The organism is Streptomyces sp. NPDC090106 (assembly GCF_044747265.1).
GTDB lineage: Bacteria > Actinomycetota > Actinomycetes > Streptomycetales > Streptomycetaceae > Streptomyces.
This window is the reverse complement of the sequence record NZ_JBIVDS010000003.1, coordinates 602,214-621,662: the sequence shown is the minus strand read 5'-3', so window position 1 is coordinate 621,662 and position 19,449 is coordinate 602,214. Positions and strand designations below refer to the sequence as shown.

At 70.8% G+C, this 19,449-nt stretch carries 14 protein-coding genes; 3 read left to right on the top strand and 11 right to left on the bottom strand.

Annotated elements, in window-relative coordinates; all coding sequences use genetic code 11:
* Positions 1-506: 506 nt before the first annotated feature.
* From ACIPSE_RS12695 to ACIPSE_RS12685, 3 genes are all read right to left on the bottom strand, one after another.
* The gene (locus ACIPSE_RS12695; protein WP_401661228.1) at positions 507-1,268 is read right to left on the bottom strand and encodes a class I SAM-dependent methyltransferase; all 762 of its coding nucleotides are present in this window, start codon (positions 1,266-1,268) and stop codon (positions 507-509) included.
* Between the two features lie 82 nt (positions 1,269-1,350).
* Entirely contained in the window at positions 1,351-2,325 is a 975-nt protein-coding gene (locus tag ACIPSE_RS12690) for a sugar ABC transporter substrate-binding protein (protein ID WP_401661225.1), read from the bottom strand.
* A 387-nt stretch (positions 2,326-2,712) separates the two neighbouring features.
* Entirely contained in the window at positions 2,713-5,250 is a 2,538-nt protein-coding gene (locus ACIPSE_RS12685) for a discoidin domain-containing protein (RefSeq protein ID WP_401661223.1), read from the bottom strand.
* Between the two features lie 282 nt (positions 5,251-5,532).
* Here ACIPSE_RS12685 and ACIPSE_RS12680 point away from each other — a divergent pair, with 282 nt between their 5' ends.
* The 3 genes from ACIPSE_RS12680 to ACIPSE_RS12670 all read left to right on the top strand — a co-directional run bounded on the left by ACIPSE_RS12680 (position 5,533) and on the right by ACIPSE_RS12670 (position 9,553).
* Positions 5,533-6,627 (top strand): DUF1996 domain-containing protein, encoded by a 1,095-nt coding sequence (locus tag ACIPSE_RS12680; protein ID WP_401661220.1) that lies wholly within the window; start codon positions 5,533-5,535, stop codon positions 6,625-6,627.
* Positions 6,628-6,639: 12 nt separating this feature from the next.
* Entirely contained in the window at positions 6,640-8,418 is a 1,779-nt protein-coding gene (locus ACIPSE_RS12675; RefSeq protein WP_401661218.1) for a discoidin domain-containing protein, read from the top strand.
* 94 nt (positions 8,419-8,512) lie between these two features.
* Positions 8,513-9,553: a LacI family DNA-binding transcriptional regulator gene (locus tag ACIPSE_RS12670; RefSeq protein WP_401661215.1), complete on the top strand. Its 1,041-nt coding sequence runs from the start codon at positions 8,513-8,515 to the stop codon at positions 9,551-9,553.
* Between the two features lie 22 nt (positions 9,554-9,575).
* On the opposite strand, the gene ACIPSE_RS12665 is transcribed toward ACIPSE_RS12670, so the two are convergent.
* The 8 genes from ACIPSE_RS12665 to ACIPSE_RS12630 all read right to left on the bottom strand — a co-directional run bounded on the left by ACIPSE_RS12665 (position 9,576) and on the right by ACIPSE_RS12630 (position 19,245).
* Positions 9,576-10,211 (bottom strand): class II aldolase/adducin family protein, encoded by a 636-nt coding sequence (locus ACIPSE_RS12665; RefSeq protein WP_401661212.1) that lies wholly within the window; start codon positions 10,209-10,211, stop codon positions 9,576-9,578.
* A gap of 73 nt (positions 10,212-10,284) precedes the next feature.
* Positions 10,285-11,592 (bottom strand): MFS transporter, encoded by a 1,308-nt coding sequence (locus ACIPSE_RS12660; RefSeq protein WP_401661209.1) that lies wholly within the window; start codon positions 11,590-11,592, stop codon positions 10,285-10,287.
* Positions 11,589-13,136, bottom strand: a complete 1,548-nt coding sequence (locus ACIPSE_RS12655; RefSeq protein WP_401661206.1) for an aldehyde dehydrogenase family protein — start codon at positions 13,134-13,136, stop codon at positions 11,589-11,591. Before ACIPSE_RS12655 ends, ACIPSE_RS12660 begins: the two co-directional genes overlap by 4 nt.
* Positions 13,137-13,351: 215 nt before the next feature.
* A complete protein-coding gene (locus ACIPSE_RS12650; protein WP_401661203.1) occupies positions 13,352-14,683 on the bottom strand; it encodes an amidohydrolase in 1,332 nt (443 codons plus the stop codon).
* 82 nt (positions 14,684-14,765) lie between these two features.
* Positions 14,766-15,629 (bottom strand): ABC transporter permease, encoded by an 864-nt coding sequence (locus ACIPSE_RS12645; protein WP_401661200.1) that lies wholly within the window; start codon positions 15,627-15,629, stop codon positions 14,766-14,768.
* Positions 15,629-16,672, bottom strand: coding sequence for an ABC transporter permease (locus ACIPSE_RS12640; protein ID WP_401661198.1), 1,044 nt, complete (start codon positions 16,670-16,672; stop codon positions 15,629-15,631). Before ACIPSE_RS12640 ends, ACIPSE_RS12645 begins: the two co-directional genes overlap by 1 nt.
* Before the next feature lies 1 nt (position 16,673).
* Positions 16,674-18,212, bottom strand: a complete 1,539-nt coding sequence (locus tag ACIPSE_RS12635) for an ABC transporter ATP-binding protein (RefSeq protein ID WP_401661195.1) — start codon at positions 18,210-18,212, stop codon at positions 16,674-16,676.
* Positions 18,193-19,245, bottom strand: coding sequence for a BMP family ABC transporter substrate-binding protein (locus tag ACIPSE_RS12630; protein WP_401661192.1), 1,053 nt, complete (start codon positions 19,243-19,245; stop codon positions 18,193-18,195). Before ACIPSE_RS12630 ends, ACIPSE_RS12635 begins: the two co-directional genes overlap by 20 nt.
* Positions 19,246-19,449 lie beyond the last annotated feature (204 nt).

The window sequence follows — 19,449 nt, the reverse complement described above, 5'->3', positions numbered from 1 at the left end:
CGCGGCGCCCGGTGATGGGGGGGTCTCGCACACCTCCACCGGCGCGGGGCCCCGCGCCCCCCCCCGGGGGGGGGGCGCCCGGGGGGGGGGGGGGGGGGGGGGGGGGGGGGCCCCCCCCCCCCCCCACCCCTCAGGATGGGCCGGCCTGAGCTCCGGACCGTCTGCCTGCCGTCGCGAGAGGCAGTCGCGAGAGGCAGCGGCATCGGCGGATCCGCCGCCTCGGCGCCTCTGGAACGCGACGCCGTCGGCGAGCCGGAGGACGAACCAACTCGTCCCACTTCCGCCACGGGCCGCTGTTGCACGGGGAGCTCCGCACACCGTCGATGTTGTTGTGGTCCAGGCACCCGTCCGTGGCCCGGTTGCGGAAGGTCTGGACGGGGTCCGTTCGCGGAGCTGCCGAGGCGGTTGCGGCAGTGGTGCCGGCGATCAGGCAGAGCGCGGCCACCACGCCTGCGCGACACATACAAGGCAGCGCCGGCCAGAGCCAGGGTCGGCGTCGGGGAGCCTTATGTGCGCAGGCGCAGGCGCAGGCTCACCGCGTACCCGGATCCGGTGGCGTCTCGCTCCAGCGTCTCCAGGATCCAGGCGGATCCGTCCACGGCCGCGGTGAACTCGTCCGGCGACGCCAACCAGTAGTCGAACCAGGGCGTCGCCACCGCGCCGTCCCGTACACGCAGCCGCAACTGTCCGCGTGCCCGGCCACGGCGGAGGTTCCAGGAGTGGTAGGCGGCGTGGACCGTGCCCACGCCGTCGCCGGGATCCGTGCCGGTGCCGATCAGCCGAGCACCGGGGCGGGCCACCGCCGCAAGGGCCGACAGGACCTCAGCCGCCTGCTCGGCGCCGCCCAGCAGGCCGATGCTGTCCCCGCACAGGGCAATCGTGTCGAACCGTCCGAGGTGCGCGGGCAGGGACGGCACCGCGCCGAGCACAGCGTCGACCCCTCGCTCGCGCGTGATGCGCACGGCCCCGGGAGACGGGTCCACCCCGACCACCTCGTGCCCACGGGCCACCCACGCGACCGCATGGCGCCCGCCGCCGCACCCCACGTCCAGGATCCGGCCCTCGGCCTGTTCCCACGCCCACCGGTCCAGCGCCGACCACTGCGCGGGCTCGCTGAAGTAGCGGGAGGCGTCATTGACCGCGATCAGGCCGTCGTCGCGCTCGATCACTTCCGCTGCCGACCACGGTGTGGCACCGGCCATCCAGCAGCGGGTCAGAACACTGCCGAAGGCATCGTCGATCCGAGGTTCCTTCGCGACCAGATCCATGACGCCATGGTGTCTCCGGACCTACGCTTCCCGCGCCCGATTTGGAGCTGGAAGTCGGACCCGCCGCCCACCGATCCCGATCTCAGTCGATCTCGGGATCGCAGTAGAGGGGAGCCGTGTCCGCGTTGCCCTTGGTGATGAGGCGCACCGGAGTGGTGGCCACCTTGTCGACGCTGTCGTCACCGCGCAGCAGATCGAGCGCGTTGCTCACGGCCAACTCGCCGGTGTCCGCGGCCGAGTTGGCGACGGTGGCCGCGAAACGTCCGTCCTTCAACGCGGCCAGGCCCTCGTCGGTGCCGTTGACGGTGACGATCCTGACGTTCTCGGCGCCGGCCTCGTCGAAGGCCTCGCGGACGGCGAACGCCATCTCCTCGTTGGCGACGAAGGCGTAGTCGAGGTCCGGGTGTTCCTCGATCATGCTGTCGGCGACCTTCCGGGCCTTGGCCGCGTCGTACATGCCGGGTCGGCTCGCGACGACCGTCGCGTTGTCCGGCAGGGCGCCCTTGAACCCGCCGACCAGCAGATCGGAGGCGGCACCCGGCGCACCGGCGACGATGGCGACGCGCACGTCCTTTCCGGCGGCGTCCCGCTGGATCCAGCCCGCGTCCAGTTCGCCCACCTTCTTCAGGTCGACGACTACGGCTCCGAGGATGTCGGAGGTGTCGTCTGGCACGATCGAGGTGAGGAAGATCGGCACGCCCGCCTCTCTGGCCTGGGCTATGTCGTCCTGGAGCGCGTCGACGTCGACGGTCTGCACGATCAGCGCGTCCACCTTCCGAGCGATCATGTCCTCGATGTTGGCCAGCTCCGTCGTGGCGTCCTGCTGGGACTTGGCCGTGTGGATCACGGCGAGGTAGTTGGCGGCGGTCTGCTCGACGGCCTCCTGGAGACAGCGGTGGAACCGGGTGGATCCGCCGTTGACGAACCCCAGGGTGACCGGGCCGTCGTCCGTGCTGCCCGCCTCTTCGCCCCAGTTCAGGTCGCAGCCGCTCAGGAGCAGGCTGCCGGCGAGAGCGGAGGCGAGCAGCGTTCTGCGGGCGCGGACGGTTCTGGGCATGGCGGGGCCGCCTTCCTGACGTACCTGTGCGGGTACTCCCCTGCCGTGCGGCTCCGCTGAGACGGCGGCAGAAGAGGCGCACGGATACGCAGCGCCGCGCGACGGCAGCAGACGGTACCGGCGTGTGGCCGGGACTCACCCTTCACGGAACGCAAGGTAAGGCTGCGCGGTCAGGGCAGCAGGATGTGTTGAGAGTTCCGCGAGACCGGCCCTGCTTCGAAGCCGTCGCCACCCGGACCATCACGGTGGCCGCCGTGAACGGGCGTGTATCGACGCGGATCCAGAGACTCGCCCCGCGTGTCTGCCGGGACCCGCAGCTCGCGGGTCCCGGCAGGCGGTCAGGGGCGCAGCGTCTCGCCCGGTGCGGCGGTCATGCCGTCCTGCCGGTCACGGGAACGACGTCAGCTTCGACGGGACGGTGTCCGTGCCCGAGGTCGGGGCGCCGGTGTTGTTGACGACGTGGGCGTACTGCCCCTTGCCGCCGAGGGAGATGACCAGCACGTCGTGCAGCTTGACCCCGGCGGTGACGGGGACCTGGAAGCCGTGTGTCTGGACGATGGTCGGATCGGAGGTGTAGTTGCAGTAGCTGCCCAGTCCCCAGGCCTCGTGCTGGGTCACGGTGTCGGCGACCTTGTAGGCGGCGTATCCGACGATGCCGTCATGGGTGATGGCGGCGGCGTTCGGGGCGTCGTAGGCCTTCTCGTTCTGGAAGAAGATGGTGCGGCCTCGTTCGCCGTTCCACAGGACGTCGTACTTGTTGAAGTGCTCGACGAACAGGCCCGTGGCCAGGACGTCGTCGCCGTTGACGGTGAGGCCGTAGTCGGCGCGGTTGGTGTCCCAGCCGACGCCGGCGCCGTGGTCGGCACGCCACAGCCAGGTGTGGTCGATGACGACGTCGTCGCTGTTGACGACGACGGAGTTGGTGGCGAGGCCGGCTCCGGCTCCGCCGACGCGGACGAACACGTCCTGGACGGTGGTCGGGTCTGCGGAGTGGTCGGCGGCGGCGCCGGGCTGGCCGATCCGCAGCAGGGTGTCGGAGTTGACGGGGCCCGCGTCGATGAGGAAGCCGGCGAGGCGGACGCCGTCGACGTCGGCGACGTGCATGGCATCGATGCCGTTGTCCGGTACGAGCGTGGCCAGGCCGAGTCCGAGGACGACGGTGTCGGCGCGGGTGACGTCGATGGTCTGGTCGAGGTGGTAGACGCCGGGGGTGAACAGGAGGTCGAGGCCCTGGGCGAGTGCCTGGTTGATGGTGGCGGCGGTGGCGCCCGGCTTGACGACGTAGAACTGGTCGAGCGGGAGCGAGGTGCCGGCGTTCGCCGGCCAGGAGACGCCGCGGGCGTTGGTGCGCTTGGCGGGCACGAACACCTTGTAGGTGCTGCCGTCGAGGTAGAGGAACGGCTTCTCACGGGAGACGGGTGTGGTGTCGAGGGTGGTGTACGGCCCTGAGTCGAAGTTGGTCGCCGGGGCGCCCTGGACTCCGGTGAAGGTCATGTTCCACACGCCGTTGGTCCAGCCGCCGACGGAGCTGTCACGGGTGTACCACTGCTGCTGGGAGTAGGGGCCCACGGTGCCGTCGATCTTCGAGTCGGCGATGTAGCCTCCGGAGGCCCAACCGTAGCCGTTGGGTGCCAGGTTGAGGCCGCCCTTGACGTGGATACGGCGGAAGGGCGCGGCCTGGGCGACGGCCCAGCGGTCGGTGCCGTTGGACGGTGTGATGGCGAGGTTCTCCGCCGAGCGCCAGAAGTTCTGGGTGGCGTTGCCGTTGAACCAGCCCGCGTCGACGGTGATGTCGCCGTTGATCTGGGTGTCGTCGGGGTTGAGGCCGAGTCCGGAGATCGAGGTGTAGAAGCCGAGTTGGGCGTTGATGCCGTTGTAGGTGCCGGGCTTGAGGAGGAACTGGTAGCGACCGTCGCCGAACTGGCTGGACTCCTGCTGGGCGAAGACGGTGTCGAACTTCTGCTGGAGGTTGGGGGTGCTGGGGTCGACGACGATGACGTTCGGCCCGAGGTCGCCGCCGCCCTGGACCGGGGGCACGCCGCTGGTGGTGGTGTGGACGGCGACCTCCCACAGGGAGTAGCCGTAACCCGTGGCGCGGACGGTGCCGTTGACGCGGACGTAGCGGCCGGAGCCGGTGATGTCGTAGGAGGCGGTGCCGCCGCTCGCGCCGGTGACGCTCTTGAGGGTGGTCCAGTTCTGGCCGTCGGTGGAGGCCTGGATCTGGAACTCCTTGGCGTAGGCGGCCTCCCAGTTCAGGTCGATCTTGCAGAGGTTCTTGACCGAGCCGAGGTCGACGCGGACCCATTGCGGGTCGGAGGCCTGGCTGGACCAGCGGGTGCCGGTGTCGCCGTCGAAGGCTGCGGAGGCGGGGGTGCCGGCGTTCTCCGTGGAGGAGGCCGTGGCGGGCTGCCCCTTCGCGGCGTTGGCCGTGTCGCAGGAGGCGGTGCCGGTGCCTGAGGTGCCGAAGACCTGGAACTCCCAGAGGGAGTAGCCCCATTGGGTGGCGCGGTGGATGCCGTACATCCTGACGTAGCGGCCCTGGCCGGAGACGTCGAGGGTGTCGGTGCCTCCGTCGCCGCCGGTGACGGAGGTCAGGTCGGTCCAGGTGCTGCCGTCGGCGGAGGCCTGGATCTTGTAGTCCTTGCCGTAGGCCGCCTCCCAGTTGAGGACGACCTTGGAGAGCGTGGCGGTGGCGCCGAGGTCGACCTGGAGCCACTGGGTGTCGGTGGCGGCCGACGACCAGCGGGTGGCGGTGTCGCCGTCGACGGCGGCGGCTGCCGCGGTGCCGGCGTTCTCGTCGGAGGAGGACGTCGCGGTTCTGCCTTGTGACAGCGGGAGTTCGGCCGCACCGGCCGAGTGGGCGGCGGGGAGGGCGAGCAGCGCTGCCATGGCGGCGAGCGCGACGCCCGTGGATCTCAGTCTCATGGAGGTCCCTGCGGGTGTGGTGGAGAAGGGAACACTGGGGAGCCGCCGATGGGCAGGCGGTGGGCACGCCAAGGGCTGCACCCCGACGCTTAGTTCACGTCTTGATTTAACTGATGAGTCACAACTCTCGGCAAGCCTTCGGAAGTTGAAATCTTTCCGGGTCCGCTTCCGCCGGATCCCTTGACACCTTGATGACATGCCCTCAACACTCCTCGGCGGGAGAGCGCTCTCCCATCTCTGATCCGGCGCTCCCTGACCCCCACAGCACAGGAGGAGGTCTCCATGTCACGGAGATCGAAAGGCCTGTCCGTCACGCTCATCGCCAGCGCGCTCCTGCTGACCTCGCTCGGACTGGGCGGCGTCGCCGTCAGCTCCGGCCCGCCCGCACCGCACAGCCCGGCCGGGAAGGCGTTCGCGGCCGCCCACTCCGGCCACGCGATGGCCGCATCCGTGGCCTCCTCGCCGGAGGACCCGGACGGCGACGGCTACATCCCGGCGAACCCGCCGGTCACCGGCGTGACACCGTCCACGCAGAACCCGCCCCACCGCTACTTCCACGAGTTCCAGGCCAACTGCTCGGTCACCCACACCCGCCCCGACGACCCCATCGTCTATCCGCAGCAGCCCGGCAAGTCCCACGACCACACGTTCATGGGCAACACCACCACCGACGCCTACAGCACGACCGCCTCACTGGCGACCGGCGGCACGACCTGCAAGGCTCCGGGCGACCGGTCCGGGTACTGGATGCCCACCGTCTACAACGGCGACCGGCCGATCCTCCCGGTGGGACCGCAGGTCATCTACTACAAGACGGGCGTCACCGACTACACCAGCGTGCGCCCCTTCCCCAAGGGACTCAGGTTCGTCGTCGGCAGCCCGATGCAGAGCGCCGACGACTTCCGCCACCACCCGGGCTTCGTCGAGGGCTGGGAGTGCGGCGACAGCTTCTTCAACACCGAGTTCCCGGCGACCTGCCCGAGCCGCGCCGACGTACAGCTCAACATCCGCTTCCAGGCGCCCAGTTGCTGGGACGGCAGGTATCTCGACACCCCCGACCACAAGAGCCACATGGCCTACCCGGTGGTCAAGCCCGGCACCAACGACAACATCTGTCCGGCCGACCACCCGGTCGCCCTGCCGATGATCGAGTTCAAGATGGCCTTCCCGGTCAACGGAGACATGTCCCAGGTGCGCCTGGCCAGCGGAGCGGGCCACACCTTCCACTACGACTTCTTCAACGCCTGGGACGACCCCACGCTCACCGCGCTGGTCGACCACTGCATCGTCGGCGGGCTGCAGTGCGACGCGCGCGGCTACGACGAGACCCACCCGGAGGCGGGCGCGGCCCTGGACGAGCACTACGAACTCCCCTGAGGAGCAGCAGCGATGACCCCACGACCCCGCACACGCTCCAGCACACTCACCCGCTCCGGAACGCGCCGCTCCGCGGCACCTCTCCTCGCCGGCGTCCTGGCCACCGGCTCCCTCGTCGCACTGCCCGCCGCCCAGGCGCACGCCGCCGGCAGCGTCGTCAAGGTCACCGGCAGCCAGGGCTCCTGGCAGCTGACCGTGGACGGGCAGCCGTATCAGATCAAGGGCCTGACCTGGGGCCCGAGCGTCGCGGACGCCGAGAAGTACATGCCGGACCTGCGGTCCATGGGCGTCAACACGATCCGCACCTGGGGCACCGACGCGACCACCAAGCCCCTGCTGGACTCCGCCGCCGCCCACGGCATCAAGGTGATCGCCGGTTTCTGGCTCCAGCCCGGCGGCGGCCCCGGCAGCGGCGGCTGCGTGAACTACGTGACCGACACGGCGTACAAGAACCAGATGCTCGACGAGTTCCCCCAGTGGGTCCGGACGTACAAGGACAACCCCGGCGTACTCATGTGGAACGTCGGCAACGAGTCCGTCCTCGGCCTGCAGAACTGCTACAGCGGCGAGGAGTTGGAGCGGCAGCGCGACGCCTACACCACCCTCGTCAACGACATCACCAGGAAGATCCACGCCGTCGATCCCGACCACCCCGTCACCTCCACCGACGCCTGGGTGGGGGCCTGGCCGTACTACAAGAGGAACGCGCCGGACCTCGACCTGTACGCGGTGAACGCCTACAACGCGGTCTGCGACATCAAGTCCGCCTGGGAGCAGGGCGGTTACTCCAAGCCGTACATCGTCACCGAAACCGGCCCGGCCGGCGAGTGGGAGGTTCCCGACGACGCCAACGGCGTCCCGCTCGAACCCACCGACCGGGCCAAGGCCGACGGTTACACACGCGCCTGGGACTGCGTCACCGGACACCGGGGCGTCGCGCTCGGCGCCACGATGTTCCACTACGGCACCGAGTACGACTTCGGCGGCATCTGGTTCAACCTGCTGCCCGCGGGCCAGAAGCGCCTGTCGTACTACGCCGTGAAGACGGCCTACGGCGCCGACACCACGCGCGACAACACCCCGCCCGTCATCTCCGACCTGGCCGTGGAGGGCGACGCGGGCCAGGTGCAGGCCGGGCGCGACCTCGTCCTGTCGGTCAAGGCCACCGACCCCGACGGCGACCCGGTCTCCTACGAGGTCCTCGACAACAGCATGTACATCGACCAGGGCAAGAACCTGGCCTCGCTGCCCTTCACCGATCTGGGCGGCAGCCGGCTGAAGGTGACCGCGCCCGACCGTCCCGGGGTGTGGAAGATGTACGTCAAGGCGACCGACGGGCGGGGCAACGTCGGCGTCGAGAGCCGCTCGGTCCGCGTCGTCCCGCCGGTGCCGTCCGGCACCGACCTGGCCCGGGGCAGACCGGCCACCGCCTCGTCGTTCCAGGCGAGTTACGGCGACTGCCCCTGCCCCGCCGCCAACGCGGTCGACGCGGACCCCGCCACCCGCTGGGCCAGCGACTGGAGCGACCCCCAGTGGCTCCAGGTCGACCTGGGCACCCGCACCACGTTCCGGCACGTCCAGCTGTACTGGGAGGCCTCGTACGCGAAGGCGTACACCGTCCAGACCTCCGACGACGGCCAGAACTGGCGGACCGTGCACAACGTGACCGACGGCAACGGTGGCGTCGACGACTTCGACGTCACCGGCACGGGACGCTATGTGCGGGTCAACGGCACCGCCCGGGGCACGGGTTGGGGGTACTCGCTGTACGGCTTCGGCGTGTACGCCTGACCACCGTTCTCTCGGTCCGCCGACTCGCCCGGCCGGCGGACCGGTGCCGGAGAGCGCTCTATTGCTTGATCGCCCGGTCCGTTAGGGTGCCTGCATGCGCAGACGGGCCCCGACGTTGGAGGACGTCGCCCGGGAGGCCGGTGTCTCCCGGGCCACCGTGTCCCGGGTGGTCAACGGCACCCGCAACGTCGACCCGGAGATCCAGGACCTGGTCCGCCGTGCCATCGACAGCACGGGATACGCGCCGAACCGGGCCGCCCGCTCCCTGGTGACCCGACGGTCCGAGACCGTGGCCCTGGTGGTGTCCGGCGCGGGCGACACCTCGGACGCCGCCCAGAACGCCTTCGCCGCCCGTGTGTTCGCCGACCCTTTCTTCGGGCGGGTGGTCGCGGGCGTCGTCGGCCATCTGCGCCCGCGCTCCCTGCACCCGGTGCTGATGTTCGCGGAGTCCGCCGAGGCCCGTCAGGAAGTCCTGACGTATCTGCGGCAGGGGCGTGCCGACGGCGCCCTCGTGGTCTCCACCCACGCCGACGACCCGTTGCCCGCCCTCCTCGCCGACGCCCGGCTCCCCGCCGTGCTCTTCGCCCGCCCCTCGCGCCCGGTTCCGCTCAGCTACGTCGACCTGGCGCACCGGGACGGAGCGCGCCTGGCCGCCGAGCATCTGCTCGCGCGCGGCTGCCGCCGACTCGCCACGATCAGCGGCCCGTTGGACGTCGCCGCGAGCCAGGAGCGGCTGGCCGGCTTTCGCGACACGCTCGCCCGGCACGGCCACCCCTATGTCCCGGTCGCCGAGGGCGGCTTCACCCTCGACAGCGGCATCGCGGCCATGTCCGACCTGCTGGCCCGCCATCCCGACACGGACGGTGTGTTCGCCGCCAACGACCTCATGGCGCAGGGCGCCTGCCAGGTGCTGCGCGAGCGCGGCGTCAGGGTCCCGCAGGACGTGGCGGTCGTCGGCTTCGACGACTCCAGCGTCGCCGTCGCCTGCCGCCCCCGACTGACCACCGTCCGCCAGCCGGTGGAGGAGATGGCCGCGGAGATGGCCCGGCTGCTCGACGAGCACATCCACGGCGTCCGTACCGAGCCGAGGTCGGTCGTCTTCGAGCCGGAACTCGTGGTGCGGGAGTCGGCGTGACGGCGGGGCCGGAACCGTACGGTCAGGCGTGATGCAACTCCGAGAAGCTCTCCGCCGGGAACGCGGTGTGCCGATCGCCCAACGCCAGGGCGCGGTAGGTGGTGGTGGCGGCTTCCTCAAGGTTCATCGCTCTGCGGAAGGCCATGCCGACGTCCTCCCCGAGGGAGGAGGAACCGTGGTGCGACAGCACGACGCAGTCGTGTTCCCGGGCCTGCTCAGCGGCGCCGTCGGCGAGTTCGTCCGACCCGTTGGGGTAGTACGGCACCGTGCCGATCGACCGCACGTAGTAGGCGTGGTCCAGGGTGATGAGCCGGATGTCCTCCCCCATGGCGTCCAGCATGACCGCGTACTGCGGGTGGAGATGGATCACGCAGTTCGCGTCGGGCCGCACCTGGTAGGTCCGCTGGTGCAGCTTCCACTCGCTGGACGGCAGCTCTGCGCCGCCGATTCGGACGCCGGCCGTGCTCATGACGGCGAAATCGTCCGGCTCCAGACGGTCCAGCCAGGTTCCGGCCCCGGTGACGACGAACTCGTCCGCGCCCGGCAGGCGCGCCGAGAGGTTTCCGCCGCTCGCCAGCACGAGCCCGCGGGCCACCGCGGTTCTGCCCACCTCCGCGAGCTGTTCCATCAGGTCGTCTCTCGTGCGAGCGAGCTTCACTCTCAGATCCTCTCGAAGCAGGTGGTCGTTGCGGGGCCGGGGCCGGAATCCCCCGGCGCCGGTCGGGAACACGTCAGAACGTCTTGTGCAAGAGCCGCAGGGACAGCAGGCCGATCGCGGGTCCTACGGCCAGCGCCGTGCAGGCGTAGCGCCAGCCGACCTCGTTCGCCATCAACGGCAGCGTCCAGATCGACATCACGCTCAGCGCGTAGCCCACGGCCATCTGCATGGTCAGGGCCGTGCCCACCGCGCGAGGCGAGCAGAGGTCACCGAGGAGGGCGGAATACAGGGGCGAGTCGCCGATGACCGCGGCTCCCCACACGAGCAGGATCACGGCCACCGCCGGCGCGGGGAGGACGGGCAGCAGCGGTGTCGTCAGACAGCACAGGCCGGAGGCGGCCAGACACACGGACGCGACCCGCACCGTACCGAAGCGGTCCGCGGCCCGGCCGGCCAGCAGACAGCCGGCCACACCCGCGACGCCGATCACGGTGAAGGAACCCCAGGAAGGGTCCAGCAACGCGCCCACGCCGCCCTCCCGGCCCCCGGCCGCCGTCACGGTGAGCAGGGTCGGGAGCCACACCCACATGCTGTAGACCTCCCACATGTGGCCCAGGTAGGCCAATGTCGCCAGTCGCTGACGGCGGTCGCGGAACAGCCACAGGGCCGCACTCGGCAGCAGCTTCCCGGGAGGCGACACATACGGCCCCGGCCGGGTCGCGGTGGCCAGCGCTCCCGCCAGCAGGGCCGCCGCGGAAGCGCAGAGCAGGACCGCACGCCACTCGAACACGGGCAGGGCCTCCCCGAGATGCGGCAAGGCCGTGCCCAGAGTGAGAGCGGCGACCACGGCGGACACCGCGCTGCCACGCCGAGCCCGGTACCAGGAGGTCACCACCCTCATCCCGGGCGGGTAGACAGCGGCGAGGCCGATCCCGGCCGCCGCCCGCAGCACCACCGTGGGCAGGTAGCCGAGGTCGAACAGTGCCGGCGCGGCGGTGACCAGCGCGGTGACGGCGCAGGCGGCCGGAATCAGGATGCGCGGCGCCACGCGGTCGGCCAGACGGAGCAGCGCGGACCCGATCGCGCCTGCGGCGAAGCCGATCTGTACGGCGCCGGTCAGCCACGACACCTGGGTGTCCGACAGGTCCCAGCGCACGCGCAGGGAGGGCACCACGACCGACACGCTGAACCAGCACGAGACGGCGAGTACCTGTACGACGACGGCCAGTCGGAGCTGGCGTCCCGCCGCCCGGCCGACGCGTATCGGTCCACTGCTCCCGCCGCTGCGCCGGTCGCAGCCCTGCGGACCCGTTTCTCCGCCTCCCCCGGGTGAAGCCGGCTCGTGTCCGTTCTCCGGGCCGTCGCTGTCCGTCGCGCTCATGGAGTGAGGCTGGTCCACACGGTCTTGGTCTCCAGGTACGACTCCAGGTTGGCGTGACCCATGTCGCGGCCGTAGCCGGACCGCTTGAAGCCGCCGAACGGTGCCGCGGCGTCGGTGGCACCCCACATGTTGAGGTAGACGGTGCCCGCCCGGAGCATGCCCGCCAGCCTGTTGGCGCGGGAGATGTCGCGCGTCCAGACACCCGCCGCCAGTCCGTACGGCGAGTCGTTGGCGCGATCGACGACCTCTTCCAGGGCATCGAAGGGCTGGGCCACCACGACCGGGCCGAAGATCTCTTCCCGCACCGCGGGCATGCTGTCGTCGACGTCGGTCAGGACGGTCGGCCGCATGAAGTGGCCTTGGGGGTCGACGCCGACGGGCAGGCCGGGGCCTCCGGCGGCAGCGGTGGCACCGCGGTCGAGGGAGTCCGTGACGTAGCCGCGTACGCGTTCCAACTGGGTCGCGCTGATCACGGGGCCGACCGTGGTGGCCGGGTCGAGGCCGTGTCCGGGGACGAGGTTGTCGGCGATCTCCGCGAGGCGCCCCACCACGTCGTCGAACGCCGATCGCTCGACGTAGAGGCGTGAGCCGGCGGCACACGCCTGACCGGCGTTGGAGAAGATGGCGTTCGCCGCGCCTTGCGCGGTCGCTTCCAGCGGACTGTCGGCGAACACGATGTTGGGGCTCTTGCCGCCGAGTTCGAGGGTGACCCGCTTCACCTGGAGGGCGGCACGGGCCGCGATGCCGATACCGACCCGGGTGGATCCGGTGAACGCGATCTTGTCGACCAGCGGATGGTCGACCAGCGCTTCACCGGCCTCGGGCCCGTAGCCGGGGACGACGTTCAGCACACCGGGCGGCAGCCCGGCCTCGCAGCCGAGCTCGCCCAGGCGCAGGGCCGTCAGAGGGGTGTTCTCCGCGGGCTTGAGCACGATGGTGCAGCCGGCCGCCAGGGCAGGGGCGATCTTCCAGACGGCCATGAGGAGGGGGAAGTTCCACGGCACGATCTGGGCGACGACACCGACGGGCTCACGTTCGGTGCGCACCAGGGTGTCGGGCACGGACACCGGGATCGTGTTGCCCTCGATCTTGCTGGTCCAGCCGGCGAAGTAGGCGAGGTGGCGTACCGCCAGGGCTACGTCTCCGTGCCGAGCGGCGCCGCGCAGCTTGCCCGCGTCGAGTACTTCCAGTTCGGCCAGGTCGTCGGCGTGCTGCTCCAGAAGCTGGGCGAACCGCTCCAGGATCCGGCCGCGGTCCAGGGCGTTCATGCGGCGCCACGGGGCGTCGTAACGGAACGCCTTCGCGGCGGCTGTGACCGCTCGGTCGACGTCGACGGCGTCGGCCACCGCGGCCGTCGCGATGCGCCGGCCGGTCGCCGGGTCGAGGACGTCGCAGCTGCGGCCACTGTGCGCCTCGGTCAGCCGGCCGTCGATGAACAGCCGTGGCGGCCGTCGAAGGACGGCGGTGACGGCGGGGCTGATCTCGCGGTCGGACGACGGATTCCCGGTGTCCCGGGAGGCTGTTGCTGTGCTGTCAGTCGTCATTCCAGTGGACTCCTTTGGTTTTTCCGGCAGTTGCGTCGAGGGGATCCGCTTCCTTCGCGGCGGCAGGTGCCGCGGTCAGGTCAGCGGGCGGCACAGGGGCCGAACCGGGTCGGCGTCGGCGGCGGACGGGTTCGCGTCGGTCCCTCCGAGGTCCCGCTCTTCACGATCTGCCGGGCCGGGTGACATGGAGCGGTGTGTGCGCGGGTGGCGGCGGATCAGGTGCCTGTCTCCCGCGCCGCGTCGCCCGTGCTGCGCTCCGCGAGGGCGATCCGTGCCGCGACCTCGTCGACCGTGGTCAGGACCCGGTCGCGCATGAGGACGCGGCCGTCGACCACGGTGTCGCGCACATCGTCCGCTCGGGCCGCGTAGGCGAGTGCCGACCATGGGTCGTGCGGCGGCTGGAGGTGCGGGGCGCGCAGGTCCAGCACGATCAGGTCGGCCCGTTTGCCGGCCTCCAGCGAGCCCAGGTGGTCGGCCAGCCCGAGAGCTCGCGCGCCTTCGACGGTCGCCATGCGCAGGGCCTGTTCGGCACCGACCGCTGTCGGGTCGCCGCCCGCCTTGTGGACCAGCGCCGCCTGCCGGACCGCACCCAGTACGTCCAGGGTGTTGGAACTGACCGCTCCGTCGGTCCCCAGTCCCACGGTCACGCCCGCGCGCAGCAGTTGCGGCACCGGCGCGATCCCGCACCCCAGCTTCAGGTTGGAGACCGGGCAGTGGGCCACCGACGTACCGGTGCGGGCCAGAGCCGCGATCTCCGGTCCGGTGAGGTCCACGGCATGGGCGAGCAGCACGTCCGGGCCCAACAACCCGAGGGAGTCGAGCAGTTCGACCGGCCGCTTGCGGTAGCGGGTCTCGACCGTGGACACCTCGGCGGCGTTCTCCGCCGCGTGGATGTGGATCAGCGCGTCGAACTCCCGTGCAAGGGAGAAGACTTCGGTGAGCTGTCGCGGGGTGAGGGTGTAGGCGGAGTGGGCGAAGAGCACCTGTCGTCCGCCGGGGCCGGGAGGCTTCCGGGCCGTCAGGTGCCGTCGTGCCCAGGCCAGCCGGTCCTCGTAGGCGATCCCGTCGGCCGGGTCCGGGACGTCCATGAAGGTGGGGCCCGTGTGCAGTCGCCAGCCTGCCTCTCGCGCGACGGTCTCGGCCGCCTCATGGAACCAGTACATGTCCAGTGCCGAGGTCACTCCCGCACGGATGCTCTCGGCGACAGCCAGCCTGACCGCGTCCGCCGCGCTCCGCGGGGTCAGCAGCTTCGACTCCCGCATGAGGACCTTGTCCAGGAAACCCTGGAGGGTGACGTCGTCGGCTCGGCCGCGCAGGAGTGTCATGGCCAGGTGGGTGTGCGTGTTGATCAGGCCGGGCAGGACGAGGCAGCCGGTCGCGTCGATCTCCTCGCACGCGGTGTACGTCGCCGCCAGATCCGGTGCGGGGCCGACGGCGAGGATCTCGCCGTCGTGGACGGCGACCGCTCCGTCGGGCACGACGGTGCCTGCCGGATCGACCGTGAGGACGTCTCCGCCGTGGATCAGAAGGTCGATCGCGGTGTCCACGTCTCCTCCTTCACCGCTCCCCCGTCGTGGTTCCGCCTCGTCGGGTCGTGTCGTGTGCGGCCGGCCGGCCGCGGAGGAGGTGTCATGCGGCGGTTCCCGCGGTGGCGCGCCGACGGCGTCGGGCGGTGGTGAGGAAGAGGGCGCCGAGCGTCACGACGTACGGCGCGGCGTCGGTGGCCTGTTGCGGCAGTCCGATGCCCTGGAGGCGGAAACCGGCGGCCTCCGCCAGGCCGAAGAGCAAGGCCGCGAGCAGTACGCCCACCGGCAGGGCCCGGCCGAGCATCACGGCCACGACGGCGATCCAGCCTCGGCCCGCGGTCATGTTCTCGGAGAACAGGGTGACGTTGCCCAGGGCGAGTTGTGCTCCGGCGAGCCCGCACAGCACGCCGGAGAGAAGGACCGCCCCGTACTTGTAGCGTGCCGGGCTGACACCGAGGGTGGCCGCCGCGTCCGGTGTCTCGCCCACTCCCCGCAGGCGCAGTCCCCACATGTGCCGGGACAGGAGCAGCCCGGCGACGGCGACGGCGATCCAGGACAGGTAGGCGAGCGGGGTGAAGCCGCCGATCAGCGGCAGCCCGGTGAGTGCGGGGTCGTCGAAGGTTCCCTGCACGCCGAAGACCGTGCGCAGAAGGAAGCTGGTCAGCCCCACTGCCAGGAGGTTCATGGCGACGCCCAGGACCACGGCGTCACCGCGCAGGGTCACCGTGCCCACCGCGAGGATCAGCGAGTACCCGGCGGCGGCCAGGGCCGCGGCGAGTACGCCGAGCCAGGGGCTGCCGGTGGACCAGCTGACGGCGACCGAGGTGAAGCAGCCGAGCAGCATCATGCCTTCGAGGCCGATGTTGAACACGCCTGCCCGCTCGCACAGGGCGCCGCCGAGTGCGGCCAGCAGGATCGGGGTCAGCGCCCGCAGCGCCGACATCAGGAGGTCGGAGTCGAAGAACATCACACGGCCGCCTTCTTCTTCTGTCGGCTCGCACGGCGCGGGAGGCGCAGGCGGGCCGCGAGGAACACGATGACGATGGCCTGGAGGACCTGGGTGAGTTCCCGCGGCACCTCGGTCGTCCGTTCCATGGCCAGACCGCCGACCTGGAGGACGCCGAAGAAGAACGAGGCGATCACCGTGCCCAGGGGGACCGCCGCGGCGAGGAGCGCGGCCGTCAGTCCCGTCCAGGTGTAGCCCGGTGCGGTCAGTGCCCCGTCGACGAACCGGTAGGGGAAGCTCAGCACTCCCAGCGCGCCGGTCAGTCCGGCGAGTGCGCCCGAGACGGACATCAGCTTGAGGGTGAGACCTGCCCGGCGCACGCCTGCGTAGGCGGAGAACCTGGGGTTGAGGCCGGTCATGCGGATCTCGTAGCCGAACGCGGTGCGGCGGTCGGTGAACCAGTAACCGGCTGCCGCCAGTACGACGAGGACCAGGCCGACCGTGACGGTCGAGTCGCCGAAAGCGGGCAGGTCCACGCCGTCGGGCATGGCGCGGGTCTGCGGCAGGCTGGAGCCGGGCTCCTTGAGGGGATAGCGGGCGAGGTAGGAGGCGAGGGACATCGCCGGATAGCTCAGCAGCAGGCTGCTCACGAGCAGGGGGACACCGAAGTGGTTCTCGCACACAGCGGCCAGCGCGGCGTAGGCGGCGCCGACGGCCATGGCCGCGATCAGGGCTGCCACGACGGTGAGGGGAGCGGGCAAAGGTGAGTAGAGGCCCACGACGGCGGCGGTGATGCCGCCGAGCACCATCTGTCCGTCGCCGCCGAGGTTGATCAGCCCGGCGCGCAGCGGAACGGCGAGCGCGAGCGCGAGGCCCAGCACGCTGGTGGTGGTCGTGAGCGTGGAGCCGATGCCGTCTTCGCCCAGTGATCCAGAGATGACCTCGCCGTACGCGGTGAGCGGGTTGGCACCCGTGCCGAGCAGGAGCAGCGCGCCGATGACGAGGCCGGCGAACACGGAGAAGGTGATGGGAGAGCGCAAGGCTCCAGCGGTGCGGTCGTTCATGTCATTCGGCCGTCTCTGCGAGGGCGGAATCGGTGCGGACACCGCCGGCCATGGCGAGCCCGAGCGTCCGTTCGTCCGCCTCGTCCTTGGTGTACGCCGCGGTGACGCGGCCTTCGAACATCACCAGGACCCGGTCGGCGAGCCCGCGGATCTCACTGAGTTCGGCGGAGACGAGGAGGACGGCGTGCCCGGCGTCGCGGTAGGCGATCAGCTGGTCGTGGATGTTCTGGATGGCGCCGATGTCGACCCCGCGGGTGGGCTGTTCGACGAGCAGCAGGGGTGCCTCGTGGGCGAGTTCGCGGCCGATGAGCAGCTTTTGCAGGTTGCCGCCGGACAGGGCGGAGGCGGGGACCTCGGGGGTGGATGCCTTGACGCCGAAGCGTTCGACCAGGCGCCGTGCGTGGTCGCGGACCGCGGCCGGCGGCAGCAGGCCCCGCCGGGAGAGGGAGGTGCGGTGGTGTCCCATGGCGAAGTTGTCGGCGACCGAGGCGGCGGGGGCGGAGCCCACGGCGTGCCGGTCCTCCGGGACGTACGCCAGGCCTCGGGCCCGCCGGTCGGCCGCCGAGTCGTGGGTGATGTCCTGTCCGGCGAGCACGACGCGCCCGGACGTGGCGGGCCGGAGACCGGCGAGCGTCTCGATCAGTTCGCTCTGGCCGTTGCCGGCGACGCCTGCGATGCCGACGATCTCCCCGGCCCGGACGGTCAGATCGACCCTGTGGACGCTGCTGGTGCTGAGCTTGGTGACGTCGAGCACGACGTGCCGGGGCTGTCCTGGGGCGTGGACCCGGTCGAGTTCGACCGCGCGGCCGGTCATCGCCGCGGCGATCTGCGCCGGGGAGGTGTCGGCCGTGTTCATCCGGGCGCTCACCCTGCCGTCGCGCAGGACGGTCACCCGGTCGCTGCCCTCCAGCACCTCGCGCAGCTTGTGGGTGACGAGGATGACCGATCTGCCCTGCGCGGTCAGCGACTTGAGCACGGCGAACAGGGCGTCCGCCTCGGCCGGCGTGAGCACGGCGGTCGGCTCGTCGAGGATCAGGGTGCGCGCGCCCCGGTGCAGCAGTTTCAGGATCTCCACCCATTGGCGCAGCCCCACCGAGAGCTCGTCGACCCGGGCGTCGGGGTCGATGACGAGCCCGTGTTCCTCGGCCAGTTCGCGCACCCGGCGGCGGGCCGCGGCCCGGTCGACCAGACCGAAGCGCCTCGGCTCGGCACCGTAGACGACGTTCTCGGCGACGGTGAGTGAACCGAAGAGTTTGAAGCTCTGGTGGACCATGCCGAGCCCGGCGGCCATGGCGGCACCGGAGTTGGCGAAGGCCGTCTCCCGCCCGTCGACATGTATCGAGCCGTCGTCGGGACGCTCCATGCCGTAGAGGATCGACATCAGGGTCGATTTGCCGGCCCCGTTCTCGCCCATGAGCGCGTGGATCTCACCGCGTCGGACCGTCAGGTCCACGGCGTCGTTGGCGAGCGTTCCGGGAAATCGCTTGGTGATGCCCCTCAGTTCGACCGCGAGGTCGCCCTCAGCCCGCTGCGGGGTCATCGACCTTCAACTCCCCCGACACGATCTGGTCGCGCAGCGCGGCGACCTTCTTGAGGACGTCCTTGTGGTCGGCGATCACGCATTTCGAGGAGTCGACGCCGTCCTCCAGCCCGGTCAGGCTCACCCCGCCTTCCTTGAGACCGTAGGAGACGGTCTTGCCGGTCTGGCCGTCGAGGACGGACTCGATGCCCTTCTGCACGACGGTGTCGGTCCGTTTGATGACGTTGTCGACCACGGTGCCGGGCGAGGACGGGCACTGGTTCACGTCGACGCCGTAGGCGTAGGCGCCCTTCGCCTTGGCTGCTTCGAAGACGCCGTAGTTGCCGGCCGCGGCGGCGGCCATGATGTGGTCGTACCCCTTGGACAGCAGGGTGGCCGTCTGTTCCTTGGCCCGGGCGGAGTCGTCGAAGGGAGACTGTCCGCCGACGAAGCGGCTGGACGTCTGGGTCTTCGGGGCGGTCTTGCGGGCGCCGGCCGCGAAGGGGTCGGTGTAGCGGCGGAACTGGGGGGTGTCCAGCACGCCCACCGCGGCGACCTGTCCCGAGGTGCTCAGCAGGCCGGCTTCGGCGCCCGCGAGGTAGACGCCCTCGTGCTCGCGGAAGACCGCGCAGCTGACGTTGTCGTACGACTTGGTCGTGCACGCGTCGACCAGCAGGAACTGCTGCTTCGGGTTCCGTTCCGCCTGCTGTGCCACGATGTCGGCGAACTCGAAGCCGACCAGCACGATGACGTCCGGCTGGGCGACGACCGCGGCCTGGACGTTCTGCTGCTGGGTGGCGGTGTCCGTGGACTGGAACACCTTCTGGGTCGCGTCCTGCTCCTGTGCCGCGCTCTTGATGCCGTCGACGGCGAGCTTGAGGAACGCGTTCTGACCGACAGGGTCCGGGGTGACGAGAACGAGCGACTTGCCGCTGCTCCCCCCGGAGGCGGCGGCGTCGTCGTTCTTCGCCGCGGCGTTGCACGCGGTGGCGAGGAGCGCCGCGCCGGCGGTGAGCGCGGTCAGCTTCAGGGCATGGCGGTGTCTGTGGTGCATCGGGAACCTTCCGGATACGGCAAGGGGTGGACGCTGTTCGGTGAGTGAGGTGTGTGCGGGAAGAAACCTCGGTAAGCAGGTGTGCGTGGGGGTGGAAAACTCGGAAAGCAGGTGTGTGCGGGGGTAGAAACCTCGGGAAGCAGGTGTGTGCGGGAAGGAGTCTCAGTCAGTAGGTGTGCGCGTCTTGTACTGCGGTCGGCTGCG